This is a genomic window from Borrelia tillae, assembly GCF_055693965.1.
In genome coordinates this window covers 173,188-199,560 of the sequence record NZ_CM146346.1, presented here as the reverse complement: position 1 = coordinate 199,560, position 26,373 = coordinate 173,188, and the positions used below count along the sequence as shown (strand labels likewise).

General features: G+C 29.1%; 20 protein-coding genes, 1 tRNA gene and 8 pseudogenes. 16 read left to right on the top strand and 13 right to left on the bottom strand.

The features are described 5' to 3' along the window. Positions 1 to 40: 40 nt before the first annotated feature. Positions 41 to 1,294, bottom strand: coding sequence for a hemolysin family protein (locus tag ACWUD1_RS00995; protein ID WP_472756705.1), 1,254 nt, complete (start codon positions 1,292 to 1,294; stop codon positions 41 to 43). A gap of 90 nt (positions 1,295 to 1,384) precedes the next feature. Further along, a tRNA-Cys gene (locus tag ACWUD1_RS00990) sits at positions 1,385 to 1,457 on the bottom strand. Positions 1,458 to 1,608: 151 nt separating this feature from the next. On the opposite strand from ACWUD1_RS00990, the pseudogene ACWUD1_RS00985 reads away from it, so the two are divergent. Then, positions 1,609 to 3,130, top strand: a pseudogene (locus ACWUD1_RS00985) (UDP-N-acetylmuramoyl-L-alanyl-D-glutamate--2,6-diaminopimelate ligase). Positions 3,131 to 3,133: 3 nt separating this feature from the next. Further along, positions 3,134 to 4,227 (top strand): annotated as a pseudogene (locus ACWUD1_RS00980) (D-alanine--D-alanine ligase). Here the strand turns inward: ACWUD1_RS00980 and ACWUD1_RS00975 are convergent. The 4 genes and pseudogenes from ACWUD1_RS00975 to prfA all read right to left on the bottom strand — a co-directional run bounded on the left by ACWUD1_RS00975 (position 4,224) and on the right by prfA (position 10,352). Continuing rightward, a pseudogene (locus tag ACWUD1_RS00975) lies at positions 4,224 to 6,463 on the bottom strand (hypothetical protein). The pseudogenes ACWUD1_RS00980 and ACWUD1_RS00975 overlap by 4 nt on opposite strands. Further along, positions 6,453 to 8,457 (bottom strand): annotated as a pseudogene (locus ACWUD1_RS00970) (RelA/SpoT family protein). Before ACWUD1_RS00970 ends, ACWUD1_RS00975 begins: the two co-directional pseudogenes overlap by 11 nt. Continuing rightward, positions 8,441 to 9,274 carry a peptide chain release factor N(5)-glutamine methyltransferase gene (gene prmC, locus ACWUD1_RS00965; RefSeq protein WP_472756704.1) on the bottom strand — a complete coding sequence of 278 codons (834 nt, stop codon included), beginning with the start codon at positions 9,272 to 9,274 and terminating at the stop codon, positions 8,441 to 8,443. The pseudogene ACWUD1_RS00970 and the gene prmC overlap by 17 nt, the downstream one beginning before the upstream one ends. A gap of 6 nt (positions 9,275 to 9,280) precedes the next feature. Beyond that, positions 9,281 to 10,352: pseudogene (prfA, locus tag ACWUD1_RS00960) on the bottom strand (peptide chain release factor 1). A gap of 290 nt (positions 10,353 to 10,642) precedes the next feature. On the opposite strand from prfA, the gene ACWUD1_RS00955 reads away from it, so the two are divergent. Beyond that, entirely contained in the window at positions 10,643 to 11,785 is a 1,143-nt protein-coding gene (locus tag ACWUD1_RS00955) for a tetratricopeptide repeat protein (protein WP_472756703.1), read from the top strand. Next, positions 11,782 to 12,579 carry a TatD family hydrolase gene (locus ACWUD1_RS00950; RefSeq protein WP_472756702.1) on the top strand — a complete coding sequence of 266 codons (798 nt, stop codon included), beginning with the start codon at positions 11,782 to 11,784 and terminating at the stop codon, positions 12,577 to 12,579. Before ACWUD1_RS00955 ends, ACWUD1_RS00950 begins: the two co-directional genes overlap by 4 nt. 79 nt (positions 12,580 to 12,658) lie before the next feature. Here ACWUD1_RS00950 and ACWUD1_RS00945 read toward each other — a convergent pair whose 3' ends face one another. Both ACWUD1_RS00945 and ACWUD1_RS00940 read right to left on the bottom strand, forming a co-directional pair. Then, positions 12,659 to 13,402, bottom strand: coding sequence for a hypothetical protein (locus ACWUD1_RS00945; RefSeq protein ID WP_472756701.1), 744 nt, complete (start codon positions 13,400 to 13,402; stop codon positions 12,659 to 12,661). Beyond that, positions 13,402 to 14,073, bottom strand: a complete 672-nt coding sequence (locus ACWUD1_RS00940; RefSeq protein ID WP_472756700.1) for a hypothetical protein — start codon at positions 14,071 to 14,073, stop codon at positions 13,402 to 13,404. Before ACWUD1_RS00940 ends, ACWUD1_RS00945 begins: the two co-directional genes overlap by 1 nt. A gap of 179 nt (positions 14,074 to 14,252) precedes the next feature. Between ACWUD1_RS00940 and infC the strand changes: the two genes are divergently transcribed. From infC to tsaB, 6 genes are all read left to right on the top strand, one after another. Further along, positions 14,253 to 14,813, top strand: coding sequence for a translation initiation factor IF-3 (infC, locus tag ACWUD1_RS00935; RefSeq protein WP_472756699.1), 561 nt, complete (start codon positions 14,253 to 14,255; stop codon positions 14,811 to 14,813). Positions 14,814 to 14,830: 17 nt separating this feature from the next. Beyond that, positions 14,831 to 15,028 (top strand): 50S ribosomal protein L35, encoded by a 198-nt coding sequence (gene rpmI / locus ACWUD1_RS00930; RefSeq protein WP_472756698.1) that lies wholly within the window; start codon positions 14,831 to 14,833, stop codon positions 15,026 to 15,028. 22 nt (positions 15,029 to 15,050) lie between these two features. Further along, positions 15,051 to 15,398: a 50S ribosomal protein L20 gene (gene rplT / locus ACWUD1_RS00925; RefSeq protein ID WP_472756697.1), complete on the top strand. Its 348-nt coding sequence runs from the start codon at positions 15,051 to 15,053 to the stop codon at positions 15,396 to 15,398. 205 nt (positions 15,399 to 15,603) lie between these two features. Then, entirely contained in the window at positions 15,604 to 15,864 is a 261-nt protein-coding gene (locus tag ACWUD1_RS00920; protein ID WP_472756696.1) for a hypothetical protein, read from the top strand. Continuing rightward, positions 15,861 to 16,289: a tRNA (adenosine(37)-N6)-threonylcarbamoyltransferase complex ATPase subunit type 1 TsaE gene (tsaE, locus tag ACWUD1_RS00915; RefSeq protein WP_472756695.1), complete on the top strand. Its 429-nt coding sequence runs from the start codon at positions 15,861 to 15,863 to the stop codon at positions 16,287 to 16,289. The genes ACWUD1_RS00920 and tsaE overlap by 4 nt, the downstream gene beginning before the upstream one ends. Next, on the top strand, positions 16,267 to 16,941 hold the full coding sequence (gene tsaB, locus ACWUD1_RS00910) for a tRNA (adenosine(37)-N6)-threonylcarbamoyltransferase complex dimerization subunit type 1 TsaB (protein ID WP_472756694.1): 675 nt from the start codon (positions 16,267 to 16,269) through the stop codon (positions 16,939 to 16,941). The genes tsaE and tsaB overlap by 23 nt, the downstream gene beginning before the upstream one ends. Here tsaB and csrA read toward each other — a convergent pair. The 5 genes and pseudogenes from csrA to ACWUD1_RS00885 form a co-directional block, all read right to left on the bottom strand. Then, on the bottom strand, positions 16,926 to 17,162 hold the full coding sequence (gene csrA, locus ACWUD1_RS00905; RefSeq protein WP_472756693.1) for a carbon storage regulator CsrA: 237 nt from the start codon (positions 17,160 to 17,162) through the stop codon (positions 16,926 to 16,928). The two genes, tsaB and csrA, sit on opposite strands and share 16 nt — an antisense overlap. Before the next feature lie 2 nt (positions 17,163 to 17,164). Next, a complete protein-coding gene (gene fliW / locus ACWUD1_RS00900; RefSeq protein WP_472756692.1) occupies positions 17,165 to 17,557 on the bottom strand; it encodes a flagellar assembly protein FliW in 393 nt (130 codons plus the stop codon). 11 nt (positions 17,558 to 17,568) lie between these two features. Beyond that, entirely contained in the window at positions 17,569 to 18,843 is a 1,275-nt protein-coding gene (locus ACWUD1_RS00895) for a flagellar hook-associated protein 3 (RefSeq protein WP_472756691.1), read from the bottom strand. A 12-nt stretch (positions 18,844 to 18,855) separates the two neighbouring features. Beyond that, positions 18,856 to 20,738 (bottom strand): annotated as a pseudogene (flgK, locus tag ACWUD1_RS00890) (flagellar hook-associated protein FlgK). A 39-nt stretch (positions 20,739 to 20,777) separates the two neighbouring features. Next, positions 20,778 to 21,272 carry a flagellar protein FlbF gene (locus tag ACWUD1_RS00885; RefSeq protein WP_472756690.1) on the bottom strand — a complete coding sequence of 165 codons (495 nt, stop codon included), beginning with the start codon at positions 21,270 to 21,272 and terminating at the stop codon, positions 20,778 to 20,780. A 140-nt stretch (positions 21,273 to 21,412) separates the two neighbouring features. On the opposite strand from ACWUD1_RS00885, the gene mnmE reads away from it, so the two are divergent. The 6 genes and pseudogenes from mnmE to ACWUD1_RS00855 all read left to right on the top strand — a co-directional run bounded on the left by mnmE (position 21,413) and on the right by ACWUD1_RS00855 (position 26,372). After that, positions 21,413 to 22,807 carry a tRNA uridine-5-carboxymethylaminomethyl(34) synthesis GTPase MnmE gene (gene mnmE, locus ACWUD1_RS00880; RefSeq protein WP_472756689.1) on the top strand — a complete coding sequence of 465 codons (1,395 nt, stop codon included), beginning with the start codon at positions 21,413 to 21,415 and terminating at the stop codon, positions 22,805 to 22,807. A 2-nt stretch (positions 22,808 to 22,809) separates the two neighbouring features. After that, positions 22,810 to 24,670 (top strand): annotated as a pseudogene (gene mnmG, locus ACWUD1_RS00875) (tRNA uridine-5-carboxymethylaminomethyl(34) synthesis enzyme MnmG). Then, positions 24,667 to 25,290 (top strand): 16S rRNA (guanine(527)-N(7))-methyltransferase RsmG, encoded by a 624-nt coding sequence (rsmG, locus tag ACWUD1_RS00870; protein ID WP_472756688.1) that lies wholly within the window; start codon positions 24,667 to 24,669, stop codon positions 25,288 to 25,290. Before mnmG ends, rsmG begins: the two are co-directional and overlap by 4 nt. A gap of 91 nt (positions 25,291 to 25,381) precedes the next feature. Further along, positions 25,382 to 25,651 (top strand): AAA family ATPase, encoded by a 270-nt coding sequence (locus ACWUD1_RS00865; RefSeq protein WP_472756687.1) that lies wholly within the window; start codon positions 25,382 to 25,384, stop codon positions 25,649 to 25,651. Beyond that, positions 25,609 to 25,853 (top strand): annotated as a pseudogene (locus tag ACWUD1_RS00860) (AAA family ATPase); the annotation flags it as partial. The gene ACWUD1_RS00865 and the pseudogene ACWUD1_RS00860, both read left to right, overlap by 43 nt. 159 nt (positions 25,854 to 26,012) lie before the next feature. After that, the gene (locus ACWUD1_RS00855) at positions 26,013 to 26,372 is read left to right on the top strand and encodes an AAA family ATPase (protein WP_472756906.1); all 360 of its coding nucleotides are present in this window, start codon (positions 26,013 to 26,015) and stop codon (positions 26,370 to 26,372) included. Position 26,373 lies beyond the last annotated feature (1 nt).

Genomic DNA, 26,373 nt, shown 5'->3' with positions numbered 1-26,373 from the left:
TAATTAAGATTTTATGCAATAAAGGGGCATTTCCGAATACTTATATTCGTTTTTCCTCCTTTGCAAATTTCTTAAATGTTATTTTTTTTATTTTATGGTTTTGGATTTCTTCTATTAAATATTCTCCATGTTCTGTATGCACTTTTTCTCCATTTGTGGGTATTTTATCAAGTAAATCCATGATATATCCTCCAATTGTGTTGATGTAATTTTTATGTTGGATTTTAATTCCAACTATTTCTTCAATCTCATCAAATGTGGTCTCGCCGAATATTAGATAATGATTATCACCCTTTTTGGTAATAAGCTGTTTTTTTTCCTCTAAATCATATTCATCAAATATTGCTCCAAAGATTTTTTCTACTATGTCTTCTATTGTAAGTATTCCTGAAAATCCTCCATATTCATCTATAACAATAGCCATTATTTTTTGTTTTTGTCTCATGATATCTAATATTTCTTTTATCCTTTTGTTTTGTTGAACAAAAACAGCAGGTTTAATAAATTTCATAACATTTTGCTCAAGTTTTTTTTTACTTATTTCAATTAAGTCCTTAGTTATTAAAATTCCTATTATTTGTTCTCTATTTTGACCTTTGTATACAGGAATTCTGGAATACCCTTCTTTTTTAATTGATTTGATTTTATCTTTTAATTTTGATGTGCTTGAGAGTGAGAATACTTCTGTTCTATGTGTCATTACTTCAGATGCCCTGACTTCTCCTATGTTGAGCATTTTTTGCATGAATATTCTGTCATCATTTTCTAAAATACCTAGTTTTTCAGCTAAAAATAGCATGTTTTTTATGCTATCTTTAGTCAGTTTTTGATTTGCTTTTATTTTGCATAAACTCAATAAAATTTTAACTAGACCATTAATTATATATATTGCGGGCGTAAATATAATTGTTAACATTTTTAATAAGATTGAAGTTGATAAAACTATACTTTCGTTGTTTAGGATTGCGATTTGTTTAGGAAATATTTCTGAGAATATAAGTACTATTATTGTTATAAGTCCAGTTGATAGGGCAAGAACATTATTTCCATATTTGTCAAGGACAAATTTTGTTGTAAGAGTGCTTGCTGTTATATTGGCAATATTATTTCCAATTAAGATAGTTGTTACAAGTTTTGATGGATTTTGAGCCAAATTATATACAACTTTTCCTAGTTTGCCTTTTTTCTTTATATCTTGCAGTTGAATTAGACTTAATGATGTGTAAGCTGTTTCTGATGCTGAAAAAATTGCTGAGAGTATTATAAATGCTAATATGGTTATTAGTTCTAACATAATTATTATTTTAATTTATCTTTAAATCATTTGCTTTAATTCTGTTTTTATTGTGTTAAAAATTGCATTGGCTTTGATTTAAAGTTTACAAGGCGCTGACCGGAATCGAACCGGCGAATCAAAGTTTTGCAGACTTCTCCCTTAGCCACTTGGGTACAGCGCCACATTAAACATTAGTTAGTTTATTAAAAAAAATTTAAATTGTAAACAATATGTTTCAGTCTTTTTTGATTTGGAATTGCAATATTTTTTAATATTCGCTTTGGCCTGCATGTCCTATAAAAATGAGTTTTATTTTTGTAATATTTATAAATATGAATAAAACAACACTTAATGATATTTTATCTAGGTTAGATAAGAATTTGGTAAAAGAAATTATAGGATCTTGTGATGTAGAAATATTGGGACTTGCATATGACTCAAGATGTGTGCTTTCAAATTTTGTATTTTTTGCTCTTCCAGGACTTCATTTTGATGGTCAAAAATTTATTGGAATGGCAATTCGACGTGGTGGTAATGTTATTGTTCATACTAGTGATATTGATTTTTATAATCCTGATGTAACGTACATTAAAGTTGATTCTTGCGACATAAAAAGATTTATGTCAAATTTTTCTCATATTTTTTATAATGAACCTTCAAAAAAGCTTAAGATTATAGGAGTTACAGGGACTGATGGTAAGAGTTCTGTTTGTTTTTATATTTATACTCTTCTAAAATCAATGGGTGTGAAGGTTGGTTTTATTTCAACTGTATTTTTTGAGGATGGAAGTGGCACTTTAGTTAAAAATCCTTATAGGCAGTCAACTCCAGAGTCCACAGAAATTCATTTAGTTCTCAGTAAAATGGTTGAAAATGATGTTGAATATGCTATTGTTGAGTCAACGTCACATGGTCTTGATTTCAAGACATCAAGGCTTATTGATATTGCATATTCTGTTGGTGTTTTGACTAATGTTAGTCATGAACATCTTGAATTCCATGGCACTATGCAGAATTATTTGACGGCTAAACTTAACCTTTTCTCTTCCGTAAATACTAATGGGGGATTTGGTGTTATCAATATGGACGATAATAATTATTCTGTTTTTTTAAAGGCTGTTAATAGAGCTTATACATATAGTTTGGAAAATAAAGAAGCTGATTTTTTTGTGAGTAAGATTGATGAACAAATGGGTTTTACTAAATTTGAATTTTATCATAATTGCATTAAGTATGATGCTAGAATTAATTTAACCGGTTGTTTCAATGTTGAAAATGTTATGGCGGCTTTAATTGTTGTTAGTCAAATTATGAATATTGATATTTCCAAACTTATTGGTAAGCTTGTAGACATTAAAGGTCTTTGCGGGCGTATGCAAGATGTTGATTTTGGACAAAAATTTTCTTTAATCATTGATTATGCCCATACACCTGGGGCTTTTCTTAAGGTTTTTCCTATGTTTAGAAGGCTTTCAAAGCATAGATTAATTGCTGTTTTTGGTTCTGCTGGGGAGAGAGATATTCTTAAGAGAAAGTTGCAAGGAAAAATTGCAGATAAGTACTCAGATATAATAATACTTTGTGATGAGGATCCAAGAGGTGAGGATAGTATGCAAATAATTAGGGATATTGCAGAAGGAATTTCAGAAAAGACTTTGAATGAAGATTTGTTTTTTGTGCCTGATAGAAAAAGCGCAATTGAGAAGGCAATCAATATTGCACATACCGGTGATTTGGTTGTTACTCTTGGAAAGGGACATGAAAGTTCAATAATATATAAAGATTCAAAGTATTTCTTGGAATGAGCAAGCTATCATTAAAGACATTATTTTAAATAAGGGTAATAGGAGTTGATCTATGAAGAAAAATCTTATGTTAATATTTGGAGGGGTTTCTTTTGAGCATGAAATTTCTCTTAAATCTGCTTATGGAATTTACGTAGCTCTTATGAAAATTGATAAATATAATGTATTTTTGAGCTTCATTGAGAAGACTACTGGGATTTGGTATCTTTTGGATTTTGTTCCTGATAATCCTGAATTGATTAAAAGAGATAAGTCGGCCATTATTAGTTTGATTCCTGGCTGTGGGATATTTGTAAATGATAAGGATTTAAAATTGATGTTGTATTTCCCATTGTCCATGGAAGGACAGGTGAGGATGGTTCTATTCAGGGACTTTTAAAAATAATGGATATTCCTTGTGTTGGTGCAGGTATTTTAGGAAGTGCGCTTGCTAATAATAAGTATTTTTGCAAGCTTTTGCTTCAAAGTTTTGATATTCCATTGGTACCTTTTATTGGATTTAAGAAATATGATTATTTTTTAGATAAAAAGAGCATTAAAGAAAACATAAATCAGAGTTTGGGATATCCTGTAATTGTGAAGCCAGCTATGCTTGGCTCTTCAATTGGAATCAGTATTGCATATAATGATACTCAGATTGAGAGATGCATTGAAGACGCTTTTGAATATGATTTAACGGTTGTTGTAGAAAAGTTTATGGAGGTTCGGGAGGTTGAATGTTCTGTTATTGGAAATGAACAGATTAAAATATTTAGTCCTGGGGAGATTGTTATAAAGGATTTCATATTTTATGATTATGACGCTAAATATTCTACTGTTCCTGGAAGCTCAATTATTTTTAATATTCCTGTTCATCTTGATACAAAACATTTGTTAGAGATTAAAGAATATGCTTTTTTAACTTATAAGTATTTAGATCTTAGGGGTATGGCAAGAATTGATTTTTTGATAGAAAAGGATACTAATTTAATTTATGTTAATGAAATAAATACAATTCCAGGATTTACAGATATTTCTATGTTTGCTAAGATGTGTGAACATGATGGTCTTGATTTTGAATTTTTAATTGATAAGTTGGTGACTTTAGCTTTTCAGAGTTATGAAAAAAGACATGAGAGAATTGACTTTGAGCGTTTAGAAAGCTAATTTAATTTTAAGGTTTTTAAGTTATCAATTTCTTTATCATTTTGGAGTTTAAAAAAAGGATTTGATCATATTTTGCAGATTTTGGAAGTATTCCAGAGTATTTTATTGTATATGAATAATCTATATTAATATTTTTAATTTCTTCTTTTGTGCTTTGATTGTATATTTTTATGTGATTTGCATTCATATCAAAGTAAGCAAAAACATCATATTGAATCTTCATTTGAGATTTAACTGTAAAAGTTATGTTTGTTGTATTTGATTTTATATTATTTACTGTAAATATTATATTGTTATCCGCTATTTTATATGGTGTATTGCTCTGATATACAATGAGTTCAGATGCATTTTTTAAGGATAGGTGAATTTGTTTTGCTATTTTATTTGTGATTATTTTAATTGAATAGATGCTTCTTTCGGCAACATCTATTTTTTTTAAAGATAACTTTATTAAGTCGTCTTGTATTTTAATTTCTTTTTCTATATGCTTTTTATTTTTGTTTAAGTTTAAACAAAAATCTTGAGTAGAAATTTGAATTGTGTTTCTATTGTCTTGTAAATATTCTATTTTAATTTTATTGATTCTTTCTGGAAAACTTATTATTTGGTCTATTTTGATTGTTGAAAGTTTTTCTATGTTGTTTGATATTATGATGATAGTAAGTATCAAAAAGAGTGTGATATATGTAATTTTTTCAGCTTTTTTTAATTCTTGTTTTATTGGTGCAATTTTATGTTTTAAATATTCTGTAATACTGGTAAGTATTGTTGGGAAAAGTGAGATTGATATGAAATAACTGAGTATAGGTGGGCTTAGTATCATTAAATTTGCTTGTATTGATGTTATGAGTATAAAATTTGTTATCCAAAGGAGCAATATTACTATTTTTTTTAAAATCTGAGACCTGTTAGGGATGATTAGGATCAATATGTTTTTTAAGATTATATTTAAGATTAATTCTATTTTGATATATAAAACCATAATAAGCTCAATGATTGAGATTGGTATTGCTACATATTTGAGTTCTTTGAGAGTTAAATTTATTTTAAAGTTATATGTGAAGTAAGATATAAGATTAAAATTCAATAATATTAGTAAAAAATTTACTAGAGATATCGGACTTATAATATTATTTTTTAGAAAATCTTCATATGTTGTTAACATTTTATTTGTAAATAGAGTGGATAGGTATGTGCTTAGGAATAATATAAAAAATAGTTTTATAATTTTATGATAATTTTCTTTAGCTTTTCTAAGTATGATACTAGCTTGTTTGAATCTTGCCATTAACATTAATATAGTAATATTGTAAATAACATATATGATTGTAAGCAATGTGATTTCATTGATTATCCATTTTTTAAAAGGTGTATTTATAATAATATAGTGAAGCGCATTTTCATTTTGTACATTTTTTTTAGCTTTTATTGTTTCTTCAATTGATTTATAAATATCACAAAAATTATTGTTTTTTACATGTTTTAGAAATGAATATTCTTTATTATTGTTTATTATTAAAATTGGAATTTCTTCTTGTAAATATAAATTGTATATTTCATTAATATTTTTATCCTTGATTTTTGATATACTAAAGTTTACTTTATTGTTTTCAAATGTTTTTATAAAGCTTTCTAATAAGCTTAGGTTTGTTTTTGAATTTATTATGTTTGATTGATTTTGGAATTCTATTGGATTGTTAACTTTATTTTCATTTAACATTAAATAAATTGTGTTTGTATTTTTTCCAATAACATTATTATTAAGTAATAACCTACTGCTTATCGTTGACATTTGTTTGTGTGAATCGTCTTCTATAAAGTAAATGTTTAAATTGTTATTTATCTCTTTGTTCTTTAATTTATGTATTAGTGTGACTGCAATGGCAATTGCTAGGTTGTTTTCTAAGTTATTTTGTACTTCAATTGGTACAATGATATTATAAGTTGTATCTTCTGTACCTTTTATTTTTATGTGGATTGTTTTTTGTAAATACCCGATGAATCCAATTTCTTGGAGTAAGTGTTCTTTGTATTGAATTTTATTTTCTAAGAAGTTTTTTTTTAAAAAATCATAAATGTTACTTATCCGGTTTATTTTTTCTGATGATTTATTTAGTTTATTAATTTGTGTAATATATTCTTGTATTTGTTTATTGCATGCCCTATCGTCTGCTTTTATTAGCTTATGTGTAATAAATATGTGTGTTAAAATTAAGAATATTGTCTTAATTTTCATAATTTTTTATATCTTCTTCTACTTGCATTATTTGAAGTACGTTAGGATTATCTTTAAGCGCAGTGAAAATCATTGATACCTTTTTTGAATTTGATGATATAATAATGTTGATTATTCCATGTCCATTTCCACAATCTTCTATTTTTTCACTAATAAGTCTTACATCAAAGGTTGTAAAAAGATTATCGAGATAATTAAACAGATCTTTTAGATTCTTTAAGAATATTATAATATGATACACTTTTCTTGTTGGTGTTGCTTCCCATTCCACTTCGACAAGATGACTTTTTTTTTGATGTGTGATTTCTTTGCAATTTTCTTTGTGAACTATGATTGTGTCTTTTTGTATGATTCCTATGATATCTTCGCCTGTTAGCGGATTACAATCAGAAGCTATTGTAATGCTTTTGATTTTTGATTTTGTTAGGGATTTAAATAGACTAAACAGTCTCTTTTGTTCTTTATTCTCCCCAATAAGGTATGCAATTATATTATTATCTACAAATATTGTATTATCATTTTTATTAAGCCAAGATTCTGATTTTTGAGCGTGCTTTTTTTGTTCTCACGCTATTAAGCCAAATTACATCGGGTTTTGCTTCAGGAGAAGTAAATATTTCAACAATTTGTTCATTTTTTAATGGTTTAGTTAATGAGCTAATTTTGCCATTAATTTTTGCATAAAGTGCTTGATCACCAATATCTGTATGTATTGTATATGCAAAATCAATTGAGTTTGAACCAAATGGAAGTTCTACTATTTCTCCTTCAGGTGTATATACATATATGAATGTGTTTAAGAGCTCTTTGTGTATGTCATGCATTGAATATTGAATTTTATTAACCGATTCTTGTTGCCATTTTTTGATTCGGTTGATAAATGATATGTCATCAGCTTTTAATTCAGCTTGTTCTTTGTAAAGCCAGTGGGCGGCAACACCATATTTGGCTATCTTATCCATTTCTTCTGTTCTGATTTGTACTTCAATGAGTTGATTATCTTCAGGGATTCTTACAGTAGTATGTAAAGATTGATATTTGTTCTCCTTGGGGATTGCTATATAATCTTTTAGTCTTCCAGGTATTGGCTTCCAAACTTTATGTACGATTTCTAGTATTTCATAACATTCTTTTTGTTTTTTGCAAATTATCCTTATTCCTAAAGTATCAAAAATTTGAGCAATATTATTATTTCTTGTTTTCATTTTTCTGAAAATTGAGTAAAAGTGTTTTGAACGTACTGTAATTGTTACATCAATTCCAATTTTTTTAAGTTCTTTTTCAATGAGTAATTTTCCTTTGTATAATTTTTTTTCTCTCTCTATTTTTGTTGCGGATAGAAAATTTTTTATTTCTTTATATTCTTTTGGATAAAGATATTTTAATGATAAATCTTCAAGATATATTTTAAGGGATGAAATACCAAGTCTTTCTGCAATTGGTACGTAAGTGGCAAGACAATCCCGAGCAATTCTTTCTTGTCTGTTTTTAGGTAAATGAGAGAGGGTTGCCATGTTATGCAATTTGTCTGCCAGTTTGATGATTATTATTCTGATATCATGAGTCATTGCAAAAAACATTTTTGAGATGGTATTTGCTTCTTTGATTGCTCTTGTTTTATTATGTAGGTCATGGATTTTGGTCACACCGTCAATTAAACTTAAAACTTCTTGATCAAATTCTTTAATGATTTCTTCCTTTTGAACACTTGTATCTTCTAGAACGTCGTGCAACAGGCCAGCTATTATTGTTTTAAAGTCTAATTGAAACTTGATAAGGAATAATGCCACCATTATTGGGTGGATTACGTATGGTTCTTTGCTTTCTCTGTATTGTCCATAGTGTAATTGTTCTGATATTTCAAGGGCTTTAAATATTATGTCTCTTTGCATTTCATCTTGATAAGCATTATTGACTGTTTTCCTAAATATAATTTTTAATTTATCGATATCATTTATTTTAAGTAAATATGCAATTTCATAGACCTGTATCATGCTTTATCCTTAGTACCAATGCTCTTTCTCTGTTTTCAAGGTCATATATGGTTTTCAAATATTCAAAACCTTCTTTGATTGCAAATTTTTTTAGAAATTCTATTTGCCATGGAGCCATTTCTGCTATTAAAATACCGTTTTTTGTGAGCTTGTCTCTTGCCTCTTTGATTATTCTCCTCAAAATACCAAGCCCATCTTTTCCAAATCCTAAAAGAGCTATTTTTGGTTCTTTTGTTAATTTTTCCTTTATTTTTAGTTCATCTTTATTTAAATAAGGAGGATTAGTGATTATTAGTTCAAATTCTTTCTTTATGTATTTTAACAGATTTGCATGTTGTATTTCTATATAATTTTCTAATTTTAGTTTTTGTGTGTTTTGAAGAGATACTTTTAAGGCTTTAGTCGAAATATCTGTTAGCATTACTTTGCGTTTGAGATAGTATGCAATTGTTAATCCGATGCATCCACTTCCGCAACATAAATCCAAAATTTTGTGTAAGTTATGTTTTTTAATTTGAATTAAAGCTTCTTCAACTAAGCATTCTGTGTCTGCTCTGGGAATGAGTACATGTCGGTTTATATGAAACTCGATTCCCATGAATTCCTTTTTTCTAAGTATGTAGTGTATAGGTATGCCTGATTTTAAGCAGTTGATTTGTTTGAGTAATTTATGTTCTTCTTGTTTTGTTAAATTTTGATTCATATTTGCAAGAATTAATTCTTTGCTACTCTTTAAAATTTTTTCAAGTAGTAGTAGGATTTCAAGAGTATTTAAATTATGTTGTTTTGAATTTTTTATTGCTTCTTTTATTGTCATGATAAATTATATTGGATTATCTTTGAGTGATTGTTCTTGAAGTTTTAGTGCCAGTGTGTCGAGGAAAAAATCAAGTTCTCCCTGTATAATTTCTTCTAATTTATAAATACTAACATTGACTCTATGATCCGTTAATCTGTTTTGTGGAAAATTGTAAGTTCTGATCCTCTCAGATCTATCGCCTGAACCTATTTGCTGCTTTCTATCGTTCGAACGTTGTTCTTGTTTTTTAAGGTTTTCAAATTCATACAGTCTTGCTCTTAATATTTTCATGGCTTGATCTTTATTTTTGTGCTGACTCCTTTCATTTTGACATTGCACCACGATCCCTGTAGGCAAGTGTGTAATTCTGACAGCCGAGTCTGTTGTATTTACATGTTGTCCACCAGCACCAGAGGATTCGTAGACGTCTATTCTTAACTCTTTTTCATTAATTTCAATGTCTGTTTCTTCAACTTCAGGCAGTACAGCGACAGTTGCTGCAGAGGTTTGAAGGCGTCCATTAGATTCTGTTATGGGTACTCTTTGAACTCTGTGTACCCCGCTTTCATGTTTTAATTTTTTAAATACATCTTGACCTTTAATTTCGAAACTTACTTCTTTAAATCCACCAAGTTCTGTTTCATTAAAGTTAATAAGTTCTGTTTTCCATTTTTTTTTCTCAGAATACTTTGTGTACATTTCATAAAGATTATGTGCAAAGAGAGCAGCTTCTTCCCCCCGTTCCAGCTCTAATTTCAATAATGATATTTTTATTATCATTATCATTTTGGTTTAAGAGTAATATTTTTATTTTGAGTTCAACTTCATCTTTTTTAAGATTTAAATGTGTTAATTCTTGTTTTATTAATTCTTTCATTTCTAAATTTTCTTCTTCTAACAGAAAATTTTGATTTTCATTGATTTGTTTTAATATATTTTCATATTCATCTTTTTTTTCTTTGATTTTTTCCAAATAATTATATTCTTTTATTACTTTTGAATATTCTTTTTGATTTTTAATTAAGTTTATGTCTTGTAATTTTTCTTCAAGTATTTGTATTTTGCTTTCAATGGGGCTTAATCTTTCTAAGAACATCTTATTTTCTCCTAGTATAAGTAGTAATATTTTATCTTAATTTTGAATTTTTTTGTTACAATTGAGCATTATTTTATCTAATAGACTTGTTTACGCATTCAAATAAGTAAGTTTAAGTGTTCAAAATTAAGTATATTTTTTTAATTTTTTATATAATATGTTTATTGAGATTGGGAGTTAAAGATTTATTAATATCTTGATATGTTTATATGCAAATATGATTATATGTTTAAATAACATATATGAAGTGAATGTTATGTCTTTAATAAACCAGTTAAGAAGGGGTATTTATGTTAAATAATAAACTTTTAGATGATTTTGGAGATATCTCGCAAATTTCTGATGGTGAGCTTCTTGATGTTACTGAAAAATCCAAAAGGGGATATCAATTGATAAAAGAAGAGAGACTTTCTGAAGCGGAAACATTATTTACTGATATCTTGCAAAAAGATGATAATAATAATTATGCTCTTGTTGGACTTGGAGACATTGAACGTAAAAAGAGAAATTTTGATAAAGCTATAATTTATTATCAAAGGTGTCTTTCTAAACATTCAAATAATAATTATGCGCTTTTTGGGTTGGGAGATTGTTATAGGAGTTTAGGTGATTATAAAAAGGCCACAGATGTGTGGGAAGAATATTTAAAATATGATTCTGAAAATATTACGGTTCTTACAAGGGTTGCTTCTTCTTATAGGAAATTAAAAAATTTTCAGAAATCTAGACAAGCGTACTTAAGAGTACTAGAACTTGTATCTGATAATGATTATGCTCTTGTTGGTATTGGTCATCTATATTATGACTTTAAGGAATATAAAGAAGCGTTAAAATATTGGCTTAAGATGTATGAGATAAATCAAGTTAAGATTGATGTTCGTGTTTTAACTTCAATTGGAAATTGTTATAGGAAATTAAAAGAGTTTGGAAAAGGTATCTATTTCTTTAAGAGAGCTTTGGAAATTTCTCCAAATAATTTTTATGCTATTTTTGGACTTGCCGATTGTTATAGGGGCAATAAAGAGTATAATGAAGCCTTAACATATTGGCTTACAATAATAGATAGAGATCCAAAGAACAATTTGGTTTTAACCAGGGTGGGGGATACATATCGCTACTTAAAAGATTATGATAATGCACAGATTTATTATAAAAAAGCTCTTGATATTGATTTTGATATGTTTGCTATACTTGGTCTTGCGCTTTTGCAAAAAGAACAAGGGCAACATAAAGAGGCATTGGCAGCTATTAAAAATTTAATTAAAACTAATCCTAAGAATTCAATATTATACGTAAATGCTGCTGAGTGTTATGAAGCATTAGGGCAAATTGGAGATGCTATCGGTATTTTGTCTAGTTTCTTGCAACTTGGGATGAAGAATGTTACTATCATTGATTATATTAATGAACTTAAAAAAAAGATGGATGCATGAAACTTGATTTTAAAAAGGCTATCTTCTTAGAGAAGTTAATAGACACGCATGTTCATTTTAGTGAACTTAAAAAGCAAGATATTGATATTAATTATCTTATTAATGAATGTTGTAAGAATGGATTTGCTTATTTTATTGATATCGGGTTACATCCCGATGATTTTCATGAAAGAAAACAACTTTTAAATGCTTATTCTAATATTTTATTAACAGTTGGAATGCACCCTTTAAATGTGGCGTCAAGCGATGATTTTGAATTAATTGAAAGGATTTTATTGAAGGAAAATGTTGTTGCTATTGGTGAAATTGGACTTGATTATTTAAAAGCAAATAATAAAATGAAACAGATTGAGGCTTTGAGTATTCAGTTGGATCTGGCTAATAAATATAATAAGCCTGTCATTTTGCATGTAAGAGAAGCTTATGATGATGTTTATAATGTTCTCAAATCTTCTAATTTCATACGTAGAGGCATATTGCATTGCTATTCTGGCACCTATGAGCACGCTAAGAAATTTGTTGATTTGGGATTTAAGATATCTTTTGCGGGCAATTTAACTTTTAAAAATTCAGAATCTTTAAGATCAGTTTTAAAGAAATTAAATATTAAAGACATTTTAATTGAAACTGACAGCCCATTTTTAGCCCCGGTTCCTTTAAGGGGTAGGATTAATGCACCACTTTTTTTGGGATATACATGTATTGAGCTTGCAAAAATTAAAAATTGTGATTTAAGTGATGTTGTGGTTACATTGTATGATAACTTTAAAGATTTATTTAAAAATTTGATTTAATGACTATTTTAATATTTTTGTTTATCAACTTAACTTGTGAATTTATCTAACTAAGTAGATGAGTTGGTTTATGATAGACTTATATTGGTTTGTAGATGTTAAATTCATATTTAAAATTTTTATCAATTTGATTTATTATTTCAATTAGATTAAGGATGTCAATGCTGATTATGTATTTTATATTAATTTTTTTAAGATTTTTTTTAGGACTTCCAACTAATATGAAATTTATTTCTTGAAAGAAGGATGATTCTGCCAATTTTTTTAAAAATATGTGACTATTTCTCATTGTAAACAGGATCACGCTTGTTATTTTAGGAATAATCAGATTTTTTAGATATTGAATATTTTTTTCATTTATTACGGTAATACTGATATTTTGCTTTTTTGCATTTTTTTCTAAATACTTTGCATCTTCTTGATTTAATGTGTTGTCTGCTATAATTAATGATGTTTTGAGATCTATTGAAGGATCATTAAAGATAAAATCAATTGCTTTTTTTAATGAAAATCTGACTTCAGTAAGATAAAAGATTTTATCTTTGATTTGATTAATATTTAATATTTCATTATTTGCTTTATGTGTTAATAGTATTTTTTCTACGTTATTGAGTTTATCTTTGATAAGTTCGATATCTTTCTCATTGATAAAGAGTATTTTGTCCTTTATAAATGGTGTTTTTTTAATTTTGAAAAAGTATTCTGTTGCATCTGAAAAAATTATAATATGACTAAAATTTTGATCTGTAATTTTATTATCACTACAACTGAAAAATAGGATTAAAATCACTGTAATGATAATAATTTTTATTATATTGAACATCATCTTTTATTTCCGATAACATTCTTATTAGATTTAAGTATTATATTGCCTAGTAATACTATTGCTATAGCTATTAATATGGCTATAGCGTAGATTTGTGCATTAATTAAAATTAATGTTTTGAAAATTGTAATGATTATTTCTAAGATTAGTATGGGAATAAAGATTAATTGATACCCGTTGATTTTTTGTATAATATGTAGCTTTATTCCTTTTTCGCATATAATTGCCGTAAGTATTAATTCTAGCATGTGTAAGATTGGTATTTTAATATATTCATATGTTCCAAAAACTTTACTGTTTGTTATGATGAGTGCTAAATTTTTAGAGAAGGTTAATCCAAATGCAAAATATATTAAAGGTATTGGATTATTTTTAATCGATGATCTTGGATTGAATGTAAAAAAAAATGTGAATATTAATAGCGGTAGAACATAGTAATATATTTGTTCTTTAATGAATATTGAATATGCTAAACCGAATTTTGATTGATAGCTTATAAGTAAGCTTTTATATAATATGAATTCTTTCATAAGATAAAAAAGGGAAAAAATGGTCATTGCAAATAATATTGATGTTATATGAATGTAGCTTTGTTTGATATGAGGATGTTTTATTAGTATGTATATTTTAAGGATTAAGGGCAAACTTACTAGTAAAAATATATTCATAAGTGAGTAAATTTTACTTTTAAATTACGCATTAATCAATTAGATTTTTACTTTTTAGGATTTGAGAAAGTGTTTTTTGATTATTGTGCTTAAGAGATATGTATGCGAATTTACTTTTTAATGAAGGTATATTAAAATTAGTTATTGATTAATACTGTTTGAGGAGTACGTATTTTTAGATGATAAATAGAAGTTCCGGTAAGGATAGAGATAGGTCGAGATCAAGTAATAAGGAGTTGAGGACTAATCATAGGATTAAGGCACGTGAGGTTAGAGTTGTTTTTGATGATGGAACTCAATCTGTTTTGGCAATTGAAGATGCCATTAGACGTGCTAGGGATGCAGAGCTTGATTTGGTTGAGGTGTCCCCAAATGCATTGCCCCCTGTATGCAAGATAATTGACTATGGTAAATATAAATTTTATCAAGAGAAGCGTCAGAAGGAGCAAAGAAAAAATCAAAAAATAGTTAAGCTTAAAGAAGTTAGGATGCAACCAAAAATAGATACTCATGACCTTGATTTTAAGTATAGAAATATTTTAGGATTCCTCGAAGAAGGTAATAAGGTAAAAGTTACTATAAGATTCAGGGGACGTGAACTTGCTCATACTCATTTAGGTTATGGAATTTTGGAGAGCATTCTTGAAAGGGTAGGTGATGCTAACTATGTTTTAGAATCACCAGCTAAGATGGAAGGTAAGACAATGTTTTTGATTATTGCACCTAAGGGTAAGAAATAAGTGGTAAGGAGATATGAATGCCAAAAATGAAAACATGTAAAAGTGCAAGAAAAAGATATGCTTTTACTTCAAAAAATAAAATTAAATATAAGAAGCAAAATTTGAGACACATTTTAACAAAAAAGTCTGCAAAGAGAAGAAGAAAGTTGGGTAAGGCAGGTTTGATTTCAAGTGTTGAAGCTAAAAGAATCAAAACCTTATTACCTTATGCTTAAATATTGATTTAAGGAGATTATAATGTCCAGAGTTAAGAACGGTGTAATTCATGTTGCAAGACGAAAGAGGATCTTGAAAAAAACTAAGGGTTTTTGGGGTACTAAGAAAAGTAACTATAAAAAAGCTAAAGATACTCTTCGTAAAGGCATGATGTATGCTACAAGAGATAGGAAGGTTCGTAAGAGAGATTTTAGAAGTTTATGGATTGTAAGAATTTCCGCTGTTTTAACAGGAATGGGAATTAATTATTCAAGATTTTTAGCGAGTTTAAAAAAATATAATATTAAACTTAATAGAAAAATTTTGTCTAATTTGGCAATCGAAGATATTGAAACTTTTAAAAAAATTGTTTCTGAGGTAAAAAATTAAAAATTTCCTGGGAAGTTTAATTATAGGAATTAGAGTTATTTTTTTGCGACATCTCACTCAATTTGGGGGTTTAAGTATTTTTTTAATGAACAGGTTGCATAAAGCGAACTTAAAAGTTAAAAATGAAAATCCCATCTTTGAAAATAGCGCTAAATGAAAATGTTCTTATGTTGGCTTCTTGGGATTTATTTAAAGGGTTACTGTTGTGAAGTTTATTTCTCTTGATAATATTGTAAGGCAAGATAGTCATATATGTTACAGAGTTGTATATTTTGCGGATGCTTTTTATGATTATAAAGGTGTTAGGGAAAATAAACGGGTAAAATTTGTCATAGAGGTAACTCCCTTGGGAGAAAAACATATCACTATTGATTTTTTAGATCCATTGGATTATCCTGTGCTTAGTTTAATGATTGCAATCAAAAAATATGTCATCGATCTTGATATGAAAGGTGAACTTCCTTGAAATTATCTTTTAAGACAGAAAATGAAATGATAAATTTTTCTAAATCTTTTTTTAATTCTTTGCCTATTGGTAAGATATTTGGTCTTTGTGGTGATATGGGTTCTGGAAAGACAACCTTTTTAAAAGGTTTGGCTTTAAACCTTGGCATTTCTTATCTTACAAGCCCAACTTATAATATTATCAATGTTTATGAGTTTATAGATTTTAAGTTTTATCATATCGATTTATATCGATTGAATAGTTTAGATGAGTTTGAACTTATTGGTGGGATGGAAATCCTTTTAGATATGTTATCTATAATAGCTATTGAGTGGCCAGAGATGATTCTTGATGTTTTGCCACAAGATAGATTAGAATTTATAAAATTTAAAATAAAAGATACTAGTAGGATTTTAGAACTTAATGATGAATACTCTTTCAGTTGAATATTCATATAAGACTTTGTTGATTCATTTTAAAATTAAAGGTGAGGTTTTTTATGTATTGAAAGGTAAGAATGAGGTTAATTCTGTTATTAGTCTTCCTAAATTATTTAGTGATTTTGTATTAGCACATGGCATTGATTTAAGTAATCTTGATTTACTGATTAATTCTTCTGGGCCCGGTTCTTTTACAGGATTGAGAATTAGTTTAAGTTTTATTAAGGGGCTCTCTTTAGGTCTTGCGATTCCTTTTGTTAATGTACCTACTTTTGATGTTTTTGCACACTTATTCAGTTCAAAAACAGATGTTATAACTTTAAGTTTTACGGCTGGTAAGTATTTTGTTGGGTATTATAGGGATTGTAAATTATGTGGTAAAATTACTTATTTCTCTGAGTTGGAGTTATTTGAATATTTGGGTAGTCTTGATTTCGAATTCGTTATTGTGGGGAATGGTATTGAGTTTATTGATAAAAAGCTTCGAGATAAGGAATATAAATTTAGGATTATCAGTGATATGGATTCTTTTGGTACAATTTTAAGAAAACTAGGTAAATATAAGTACTTAAAAAATGCTAAGGGCGATGATACTTTGTCAGGGCCTTTGTATGCAAAATTAAGTGATGCTGAGATTAAATCTTATTTGCCCAAATAATCAAACAGATTTTTAATCTTATGTATGTTATTTTTATCTTGTAGGATTGATTTTTTGTTTTCTTCTTTGATGATATCATATATTTCAGATCGGAGTATTTTAATATTTTCAGGTGCCTTGATAGCTATTTTAACGCTTTCTTTTTTTATTGCTAATATTGAAATTTCAATGTTAGAGTCTATTTTGATGCTTTCATTTGCTTTTCTTGATAATACTAGCATATTTATTCCTTAAAGATTTTATATCTGAGATAATGTTCTTCATTTGTAGATATGGCTTGTTTTCCGATTAGTTTTTTTTTATTTAATATGATTGGGGCTTTTAAGTTGGCTGTTATTTCCCTATAATTTTTGACATGCATGTTGATTATACATAGTATAACTTTTTCATCTTCATTTTTTGCTTGAATGTCTAACCAATCTTTTTCTTCTATATTGGATAAATATTTTTCTAAAAAATTAAAGGGAGATGTTACTAAGAAATTTATTTCTCCATTCGTTGATTGCATAATAGAAAAAGGTTTATGTTCAGAATCTTTAATTATAAATTCTTTGATATCTTCAAAACCCAGTATCCCTTCAGGGAAGTTAAATTTTATACTAAGCTCGTTTTTCATTTTATTTCATTCTATTTGAGAAAATCTAATAATGTTGTTTGCATTATTCTTGCAGAAATCCCTAATGATACCTGATAAGCTAAACTTGTCATGTTAAGATCCGTTATTGCTTTTGCTACGTCAAGATCAGTATATTGCACTATACTATCTTTCATATCCATTATTTCTTTGCTAATCCTTTCATGACTTAAGTCAAGTCTATTTTCTTTAGTGCCAAGATCAGCTAATGTTGCAAAGATTTTACTTAAACTTTCATCAATTTCAGCTAAACTTCTGCTTCCAATAATTCCTTCTCTGTTTTCTTCCAGATTATCTCTTAGATCAATTAAGCTATCAAAAATTGTTCTATTCCTGATCTCAGCATTGCTTGCAATATTAAAGGGAGGTTCTTTGGTAGTGTTATTTTTAGTAAGAATACCAAGATCTTGCAGTACGGTTGAACCTTCTGCTTCTGTTATCCACATTTGGTGAGGTATGGTTGTTTTTAATGCTATTGAATTTAATGTGCGATCAATGGTAGCTTCAACGGGAGCAGTTGATTCATTGATCTTAGTAATAACGTCAGCAGCAGTGTCTCCTTCAGTTAATAGTATTTCAATATTATCAATATAAATTTTGGTATTTTCTTTAACAATAAATCCATTAATGTTTTTTGATGATATTATGTGGTGATTTTGTGAAAAGAATATTTCACTTCCAGGATAGTTAGTTGAGATATAAATTCCATTATATATTTCAGTTGTTTGTTCTTTTTGATTTCCATTATATTCTATTTTTACTATTTGAGTTTCTGCTTTGTCTTGGGTTAGTCTGTTTATTCTTTTTTCTCTAGTTGCTTTGAATGCCTCAGCATCGACTTTAGTTCCTGCAAATACACTGTATCCATCTGCCCCTTTGACATTTGCTATTGCAAAGACATCTTCAATGATTGCATTGATTTCTTTTGCTATCATTTTTTTGTTATCATCTGTGTATGTACCACTTGCCCCTTGAATGGTTATTTCTTTTGCACGAGTTAAGATATTAGCCATGGATTGCAAATATCCTTCTATGTATCTTAATTTTTCTTTGGAATTTTTGATGTTTTTAACATAGGTATTAAGTTTAAATATATCACTATCTAATCTTATTGCATGAGTAATCCCTGTTGGATCATCTCGCAGGTTTGTAATTCTTTTTCCACCTTGATATAAACTTCCTAGAAGTTTTGTGATTTTGACTTCTTTCTCTGCTGAAGATGATTTTAAGTTATCATATGTTAAAGGATGACTTACCCTATTTATCATAATTATACCTCCTTATACTCCCATTTTATTTATAATTGTGTCTATTAATTCAGCTGAAATGGTGATGAATTTACTTGCAGCAATAAATGATTGTTGAAATTCTATCATATTTGCTAGTTCTTCATCTTTATTTACACCAGATATTGATAATCTTAAGTCAGTTAAACTTTTAAGTATTTGTTCTTGACTGTTTTTTGTGACTTCTGCTATTTGTCCTTTGATTGCAATATTAGAAGCTGTATTTGCGAAGTAATCATTTAGTGTTGCGTGTTTTCCAATCATGATTTGTGAGTTTATAAGAGATGCCATACGTAATGCTGCCTCATTATCTCCAATGGGAATATTATTTGTTGGAGTTCGTATGATTGATGCAATCTTTGATGGATTTCTGCAATTTCTTTAGACACTTTAAGCCATGCTGCTGGATTTTTTAAAGGAGATATTGAATAGCTGGCTGTATTCATTAATTGGTTGGTGGCATTAGTGTTTGAGTAGTTATAAGCACCCCCAGCTCCCGATGCATTTAGCATACCCGTGTAAGTTGTTAAAAATAGACCAGAATCCTCAATGTATCTAATCCTGAATATAGCATTGTCTTTTTCGTCTTCTCTGATAGCCTTAATTTCAAATTTTCCTTCTGCGGTTAGTCTTGCAGTAACTTGTGCATTAGAATTATTGATTTTATTTATTATGTCTTGAACGGTATCTGTTGTAAAATAAGGTATTTCTATAAAATCATTTTTATTTGTTTCTTGAAATCTGAGTGTTCCTGCAAAGCCTAGTTTTTCTTCTGGCATAAGGCTATGTGTACTGCTGATTTTAAATAAGCAAACAGAATCAAATTCACCATTCCCATTACTGTCATGTCGTCCAAGATCATCAGTTAGCTTATATTCTTGTTCGAAGAAGATTCGTCCATTTTTTTTGTCAAGACCATGTCCCGCTGCATGAATTTCATTGATAAGCTCTGCTATATTAATTGCTATATTATCCATTTCATTAATCTCATTCTTAATTTCGTTGTCTCTTATATTAATAAGAGCACCTAATTTCCCCGTATTAATATTAGCCACTTCCCCATTTTGCCATAGAACGTTCCATTTAGTCCTTGTAGGTCCATTGACTGCTTTTAATGTGAATTTATTTGCAATTGTGCCTTGAATGAGATGCTTTCCTTCTGAATGAATTAAAAATTCATTTGGATCTTTTTTGTTTTCAATGGAGATATTAATTAAATTGCTTAATTTGTCAATTATTAAGTCTCTCTCATCCATTAAATCATTTGGCTGATCTTTCATGGCAAGTGCTTTTACAATTTGCCTATTAAGATCACTTATGTTCTTAAGGTAATTATTTATCTCTTCGGTAACAATTTTCACTTCATCGTTTGCCATTATGTATATTCTTTCAAGAGAATGAAATCTGTTTTTTACTGTTTCTACAAAAGACTTCCCACGTTCTAAGATAATGTTTCGTTCAGCTAATCCTTGGGGTTGTCTTGACAAGTCTTGCCAGCTATCCCAAAAATCATTCAATCTTTTTCTCATTGACTGTTCTTCTGGTTCGTTATATATATTTTCGAGTAGAGAAATAAATTTATCTTTTGAAGTCCAATATCCAAGACGATGTGACTCTTCAGCTATTTTTATATCAAGCAATTCATCTCTTACTCGTTCTATACTTTGTACCATCACTCCTTGGCCTAATTGGCCAGATTTGTTTGCTCTATTTAGTTGAGTAACATAAATTGGCATTTCGGTTTTCATTATGACTCTTTGTCTTGAATATCCAGGTTTTGCTGCGTTGGTTAAATTATGTCCAATTGTGTTCATAGCATCTTTGTGTGCCAATAAACCTTTTTTTCCAATTTCTATTCCTGAGAATGTTGAATCCATTTTAAACTCCTTAAAACTCCTTAATTTAACTTGATTTAATTAAAATTTTTTGTTTATTAAAACGGATGCTTCATGTAAATTTCCGTGTTTTGGTCCATAAGGGTTTTTATAAGTGATATTATCTACATTTTCTTGAGCATCTTTAAATATTAGAGCTAAAATATCAAGAGATGTTTCCGCGTAGCTTGATATTAGATAATTTAAGCTTTGAATGTTTAGTACTCCTATTTTTAATCGATGAAAATAATTGTATATTGCTTTTTTGTGCTTTGAACATAGTTTTTCTATGGCCATATAAGTTGATTCAAATTTTTCATTATTTGTAAATTCTTGCCATATTGCATCACGTTGTTGTTCTATGTCTTTAAATTTATTCAGGTAAATGTTTGTTTCATCTATTACTTCCTTAAACATCTTTTCATTCTTATCGTCAAGATATTTTTTCATATTTAGATACATGTCATATACCTTTTCTACCAAGATAACTTCTTCTTCTAAAGTATTTTTGAGTCTAGTTTCTAATTTTGTCTTCATCTTTATAGGGTAAATTATAAGTGAAATTTGTAATATTTACAAATTTAGGTTGTTTGCTTTATTTATTGTATTTTTGAGTTTTTCTTTTAATATTAACTTTTGTTATTGTCATTTATGCTATGTTATAATTTTTGTAATCTATGAACAAGTTTTTTCAAAGTGAAGATGATATTGTTGCACTTGCTACACCTTTTTTAAGTAGTGCTTTGTGTGTGATTCGTAGTAGTGGGATTTTGTCAATTGAGAAATTTTCTCAAATATTCTCAAATCCTAAAAAACTTCTTGAAGCCCCTGGGCATACTATCCATTATGGGTACCTAATAGATAAGGAAACTTGTGAAAGGTTGGATGAGGTTGTTGTTTGTCTTTATAGAGCCCCAAAAAGTTTTACAGGTCAAAATTCGATAGAAGTTATGGCGCATGGTTCCCTTGTTGGTATAAAACGAATTATAGATTCCTTTTTGAAAGTAGGGTTTAGAATGGCTGAACCTGGTGAGTTTACTTTACGCTCTTTCTTATCAGGGAAGCTTGATTTGACTAAGGCAGAAGCAGTAAATGAGTTAATTTCCGCTAAAACTAATAAAACCCATGCGCTTGCTGTTAATAAGCTTTCAGGTTCTTTGTTTGCAAAAATAGATTTGATTAAGAGGGATATTTTAAATTTCCTTTCGGCACTTAGTGTTTGTCTTGATTATGAAACCGATGATCATGAGGTTGATATTCCTTTTGAAGTTATTTCGAAAAGTAGAGATGAACTTAAAAGTTTAATTAATTCTTATGAGACTTCAAGAAAATTGGATCATGGAATTACATTGGTTTTAGCTGGCTCTGTGAATGTAGGCAAATCTTCTCTTTTTAATTTGTTACTCAAGGAAGATAGAGCTATAGTGTCTTCTTGTGCTGGAACTACTAGAGATTATATTCAGGCAAGTTTTGAACTTGATGGTATTTTATTTAACGTATTTGATACAGCAGGCCTTAGAGAGACTAGTGATTTTGTTGAACAGATGGGCATAGTTAGGAGTAATTCCTTAATTAAGGAGGCATCTTTAGTTCTTTATGTTATTGACTTAAGTTCAGACTTAACAAATGATGATTTAGAATTTATTAACTCTTATATGGAGCATTCTAAAGTGCTTTTTGTTTTAAATAAGATTGACTTAGAACAAAATAGTCAAACGGTTGAATTTTTTAATTCAAGTAATATAGGCGCAGCAAATTTAGTAAAGGTCAGTACCAAGACTTTATTTGGCATAGACATTCTTTATGATAAGATAAAATCATTGACGTGTTTTGATGATATTGATTTTAATGTTTGTGATGTCATAATCTCATCAAGTCGTCAGGCAGAGCTTTTAAAGAAAGCTTACATTTTAATTATAGAGTTGTTAAATAAGATAGAACAAAATATAAGTTATGATATGTTGGCATTTGATGTCTATGATGTAATTAATCTTTTAGGTGAAATAACAGGTGAAATTACTAGTGAAGATGTACTGAATAATATGTTTAAGAATTTTTGTTTAGGAAAATAGATATGGATTTTGATGCTATTGTGATTGGAGGTGGGCATGCTGGTATTGAGGCATCTCTGGCTCTTGCAAGATTAAATTTTAGGACTTGCTTGATTACTCAGAATTTAGATACCATTGGCAAACTTTCTTGTAATCCGGCTATTGGCGGGCTTGCTAAGGGAAATATGGTACGTGAGATTGATGCTCTTGGGGGTGAGATGGGATGTCTTATTGACTTTAGTATGATTCAATTTAGAATTTTAAATAAGAGTCGGGGGCCGGCTGTTCAGGCCCCACGTGCTCAGGCAGATAAGTTGGTATATCAAACAAAGGCAAAAGAGACATTGGAAAGACAAGATAATCTTGATCTTTTTCAAGATACTGTAAGTGATTTTTTGCTTAACTCTATGAAAAATAAAATTGAAGGGGTTATTACAGAAAGGGGCAATAAGTTTACAGCACGTGTCGTGGTGCTTACAACAGGAACTTTTCTTAGAGGTAAAATATTTATTGGCGAGTATAGAGCTTGTATGGGAAGAATTTCTGAGCCTGCTGCTTATGGTCTTGAGAAGATTTTACTTGAGCTTGGATTTGAGATGGGCAGACTTAAGACAGGGACTCCTGCTAGGGTTCACAGAAAGAGTGTGGATTTTTCAAAAATGGAGATTCAATTTGGAGATTCTGATATTATTCCTTTTTCCTTTTCAAATACTAAGATAAATAAAGTGCAACTTTCTTGTTACATAACTTATACTAATAAAAAAACCCATGAAATAATTAGTGACAATATGCATCTCTCCCCACTTTATTCTGGTGAAATTATTGGCAGTGGGCCAAGGTATTGTCCTTCCATTGAAGATAAAATAGTAAAATTTAAGGATAAAGATAAACATCAGATATTTATTGAGCCTGAAGGACTTCAGACTGAGGAGATGTATCTTAATGGTTTAAGTTCATCTTTACCTGAGGATATTCAAAAAAAATTGATTAATACTGTAAGTGGACTTGAAAATGCAGTTATTACCAGACCTGGGTATGCTGTTGAATATGATTATATCAATCCTATTGAACTATATGCAAATCTTGAGACTAAGAGAGTCGAAGGTCTTTTTATTGCAGGACAAACTAATGGATCATCAGGGTATGAGGAAGCCGCAGCTCAAGGATTGATGGCTGGAATTAATGCGGCACTTAAGTTACAAGGAAAAGAACCTATGATACTTCCAAGGACGAGTTCTTATATTGGAGTGCTTATTGATGACCTTGTAACTAAAGGGACTAAAGAGCCTTATAGAATGTTTACATCAAGGGCTGAGCATAGACTTAATTTGCGGCATGATACTAGTGATAAGAGATTAATTAAGTGGGGATATGAAGTTGGTCTAGTTAGTGATGAGAAATATTCTAAGTATTTTTTCAAGGAGAGGCAGGTAGAAGAAATTAAGGAGCTTTTGCGGCAACGGCGTCTTAAGGAAAAGGAAGCTAGCACTTTACAATTGAAGCGACATGTTAATAAGGATTTTTATCATATTGTAAAGGATCCGTATGTTAGTTTAAGTGATTTGTAAATATAATCCTAAGCTAAATGCTTCAAAAGTAATTCTTGAACAGGTTGAGTTGGATATTAAATATGAAGGTTACATTCATAGACAAACAGATTTAATTAGAAAAATGAATAATCTTGAACTTATTAAATTACCCATTAATTTCAATTATGAAATTGATGGTCTTTCAAGAGAAGCTAGAGAAAAGTTTGTCAAAATTCAACCAGCTAATCTTGCTCAGGCAAGTAGAATTTCTGGTGTTAGAAATACTGATATTCAAGTTTTACTTATATATTTTTCAAGTCCTAAAAATAAAGTAGTGCTTAATTTAGCTTTATGATGAGTGATTTTGAACTTTCTTTGAAAAGTTTAGGAATATCTTTTACTTCAGAAAATATTGATAAATTAAAGTTTTATGCGGAGAGAATTTTGTTATTTGGTTCCAGGTTTAATTTAGTTTCAAACAATGATAGAAATTTTGAAGCAGTATTTTTACATATTTTAGATTCTGTTGCTGGACTTCCCATTATTAAAGACAATAATCCATATCAAGTGCTCGATGTGGGCAGTGGAGCTGGATTTCCGGGGATTGTTTTGGCTCTTTTTGATAATTTTAGGAAATATATTCTTCTTGAACGTAGTAATAAAAAGGCGACTTTTTTAAGAATGATTAGTTTGGAACTTGGTTTGAATAATATAGAAATTTTAGAACATGATGTTACGAAAGAGCAAAATGAATATGAATTTATTACGATTAGGGCTTTTAGAGATATAAGAGAATATGCAAGCATTTTGAGACTGATCTTAAGAGATGGAGGTTTAATTATGGCCTATAAAGGAAAATTTAATAATATTAAGTTTGAAATTAATCATATTGAAAGCTTGTTTGGCAAAATAGAAGTAAGGACATCACCAATAAGTAATGATAAGGAAAGGAATTTTCTCTTGCTTTATAAATAATGGTTGTATAGTGATTTTATTTTTGAGTTTTATTGTTTTATATTGTATTTCTGATGAAAGAATTTAGCATAATAAAGTATATAGGGGTGGTATGAAAAGTAGTTTTCAAATAGATTCTGAAGTAGAAAATGCTTTAAGTTTAATCAATAAGTTTAGAAGAGAGGTTTCAAGTAGGATTTTGGGTCAAAAAGAGATGATTGATGCTATTTTGATGGGCATTTTAACTGAAGGACATGTCTTACTTGAAGGTGTTCCAGGACTTGCTAAAACATTGACAATCCAGACAGTTTCAGATGTTCTTGATTTGGATTTAAAAGGGTGCAGTTTACTCCAGACCTTTTGCCTTCTGATCTACAGGTAATATGGTATATAAGAGTACAACGGGAACTTTTAAGGTTAGAAAGGGGCCTGTATTTTCAAATATTGTTTTAGCAGATGAAATTAATAGGGCGCCTGCAAAGGTTCAATCAGCACTTCTTGAGGCAATGAGTGAGCGTCAAGTAACTCTTGGTGATGAGACGCATAAGTTACCCGAGCCATTCTTTGTTCTTGCAACACAAAATCCAATTGAGCAAGAAGGGACTTATAATTTACCAGAAGCCCAACTTGATAGATTTTTGTTGAAAGTTGATGTTAAATATCCTTCTATTCAAGATGAAATTAAACTCCTTAAAATATTTTCCATTGATGGTGGACTTGAGAATATTAAAGTTGCAAAGGTAATGAATTCTTATTCTTTAGCAGATCTTAAACGTATAGTCGGTAAGGTTAAGGTTGATGATAAAATAATGCTTTATATTGTAACTTTAATAGCCGCTTCCCGCGAGAGTGATAAAAAAACTTATCCCTTTACCAAATATATTGAATTTGGAGCATCTCCCAGAGCATCACTTAGTTTACTCAAATGTGCACGTGTTAATGCGCTTTATGAGGGACGCTTATTTGTTCTTCCTGAAGACGTGAAGGCGGTAGCTTATAATGTATTAAGGCATAGAATTACTCCATCTTATGAAGCAGAGGTTGAAGAGATGAATACTGATGATATTATTAAGATACTTCTTTCAGCTGTTGCTCTTCCTTAAG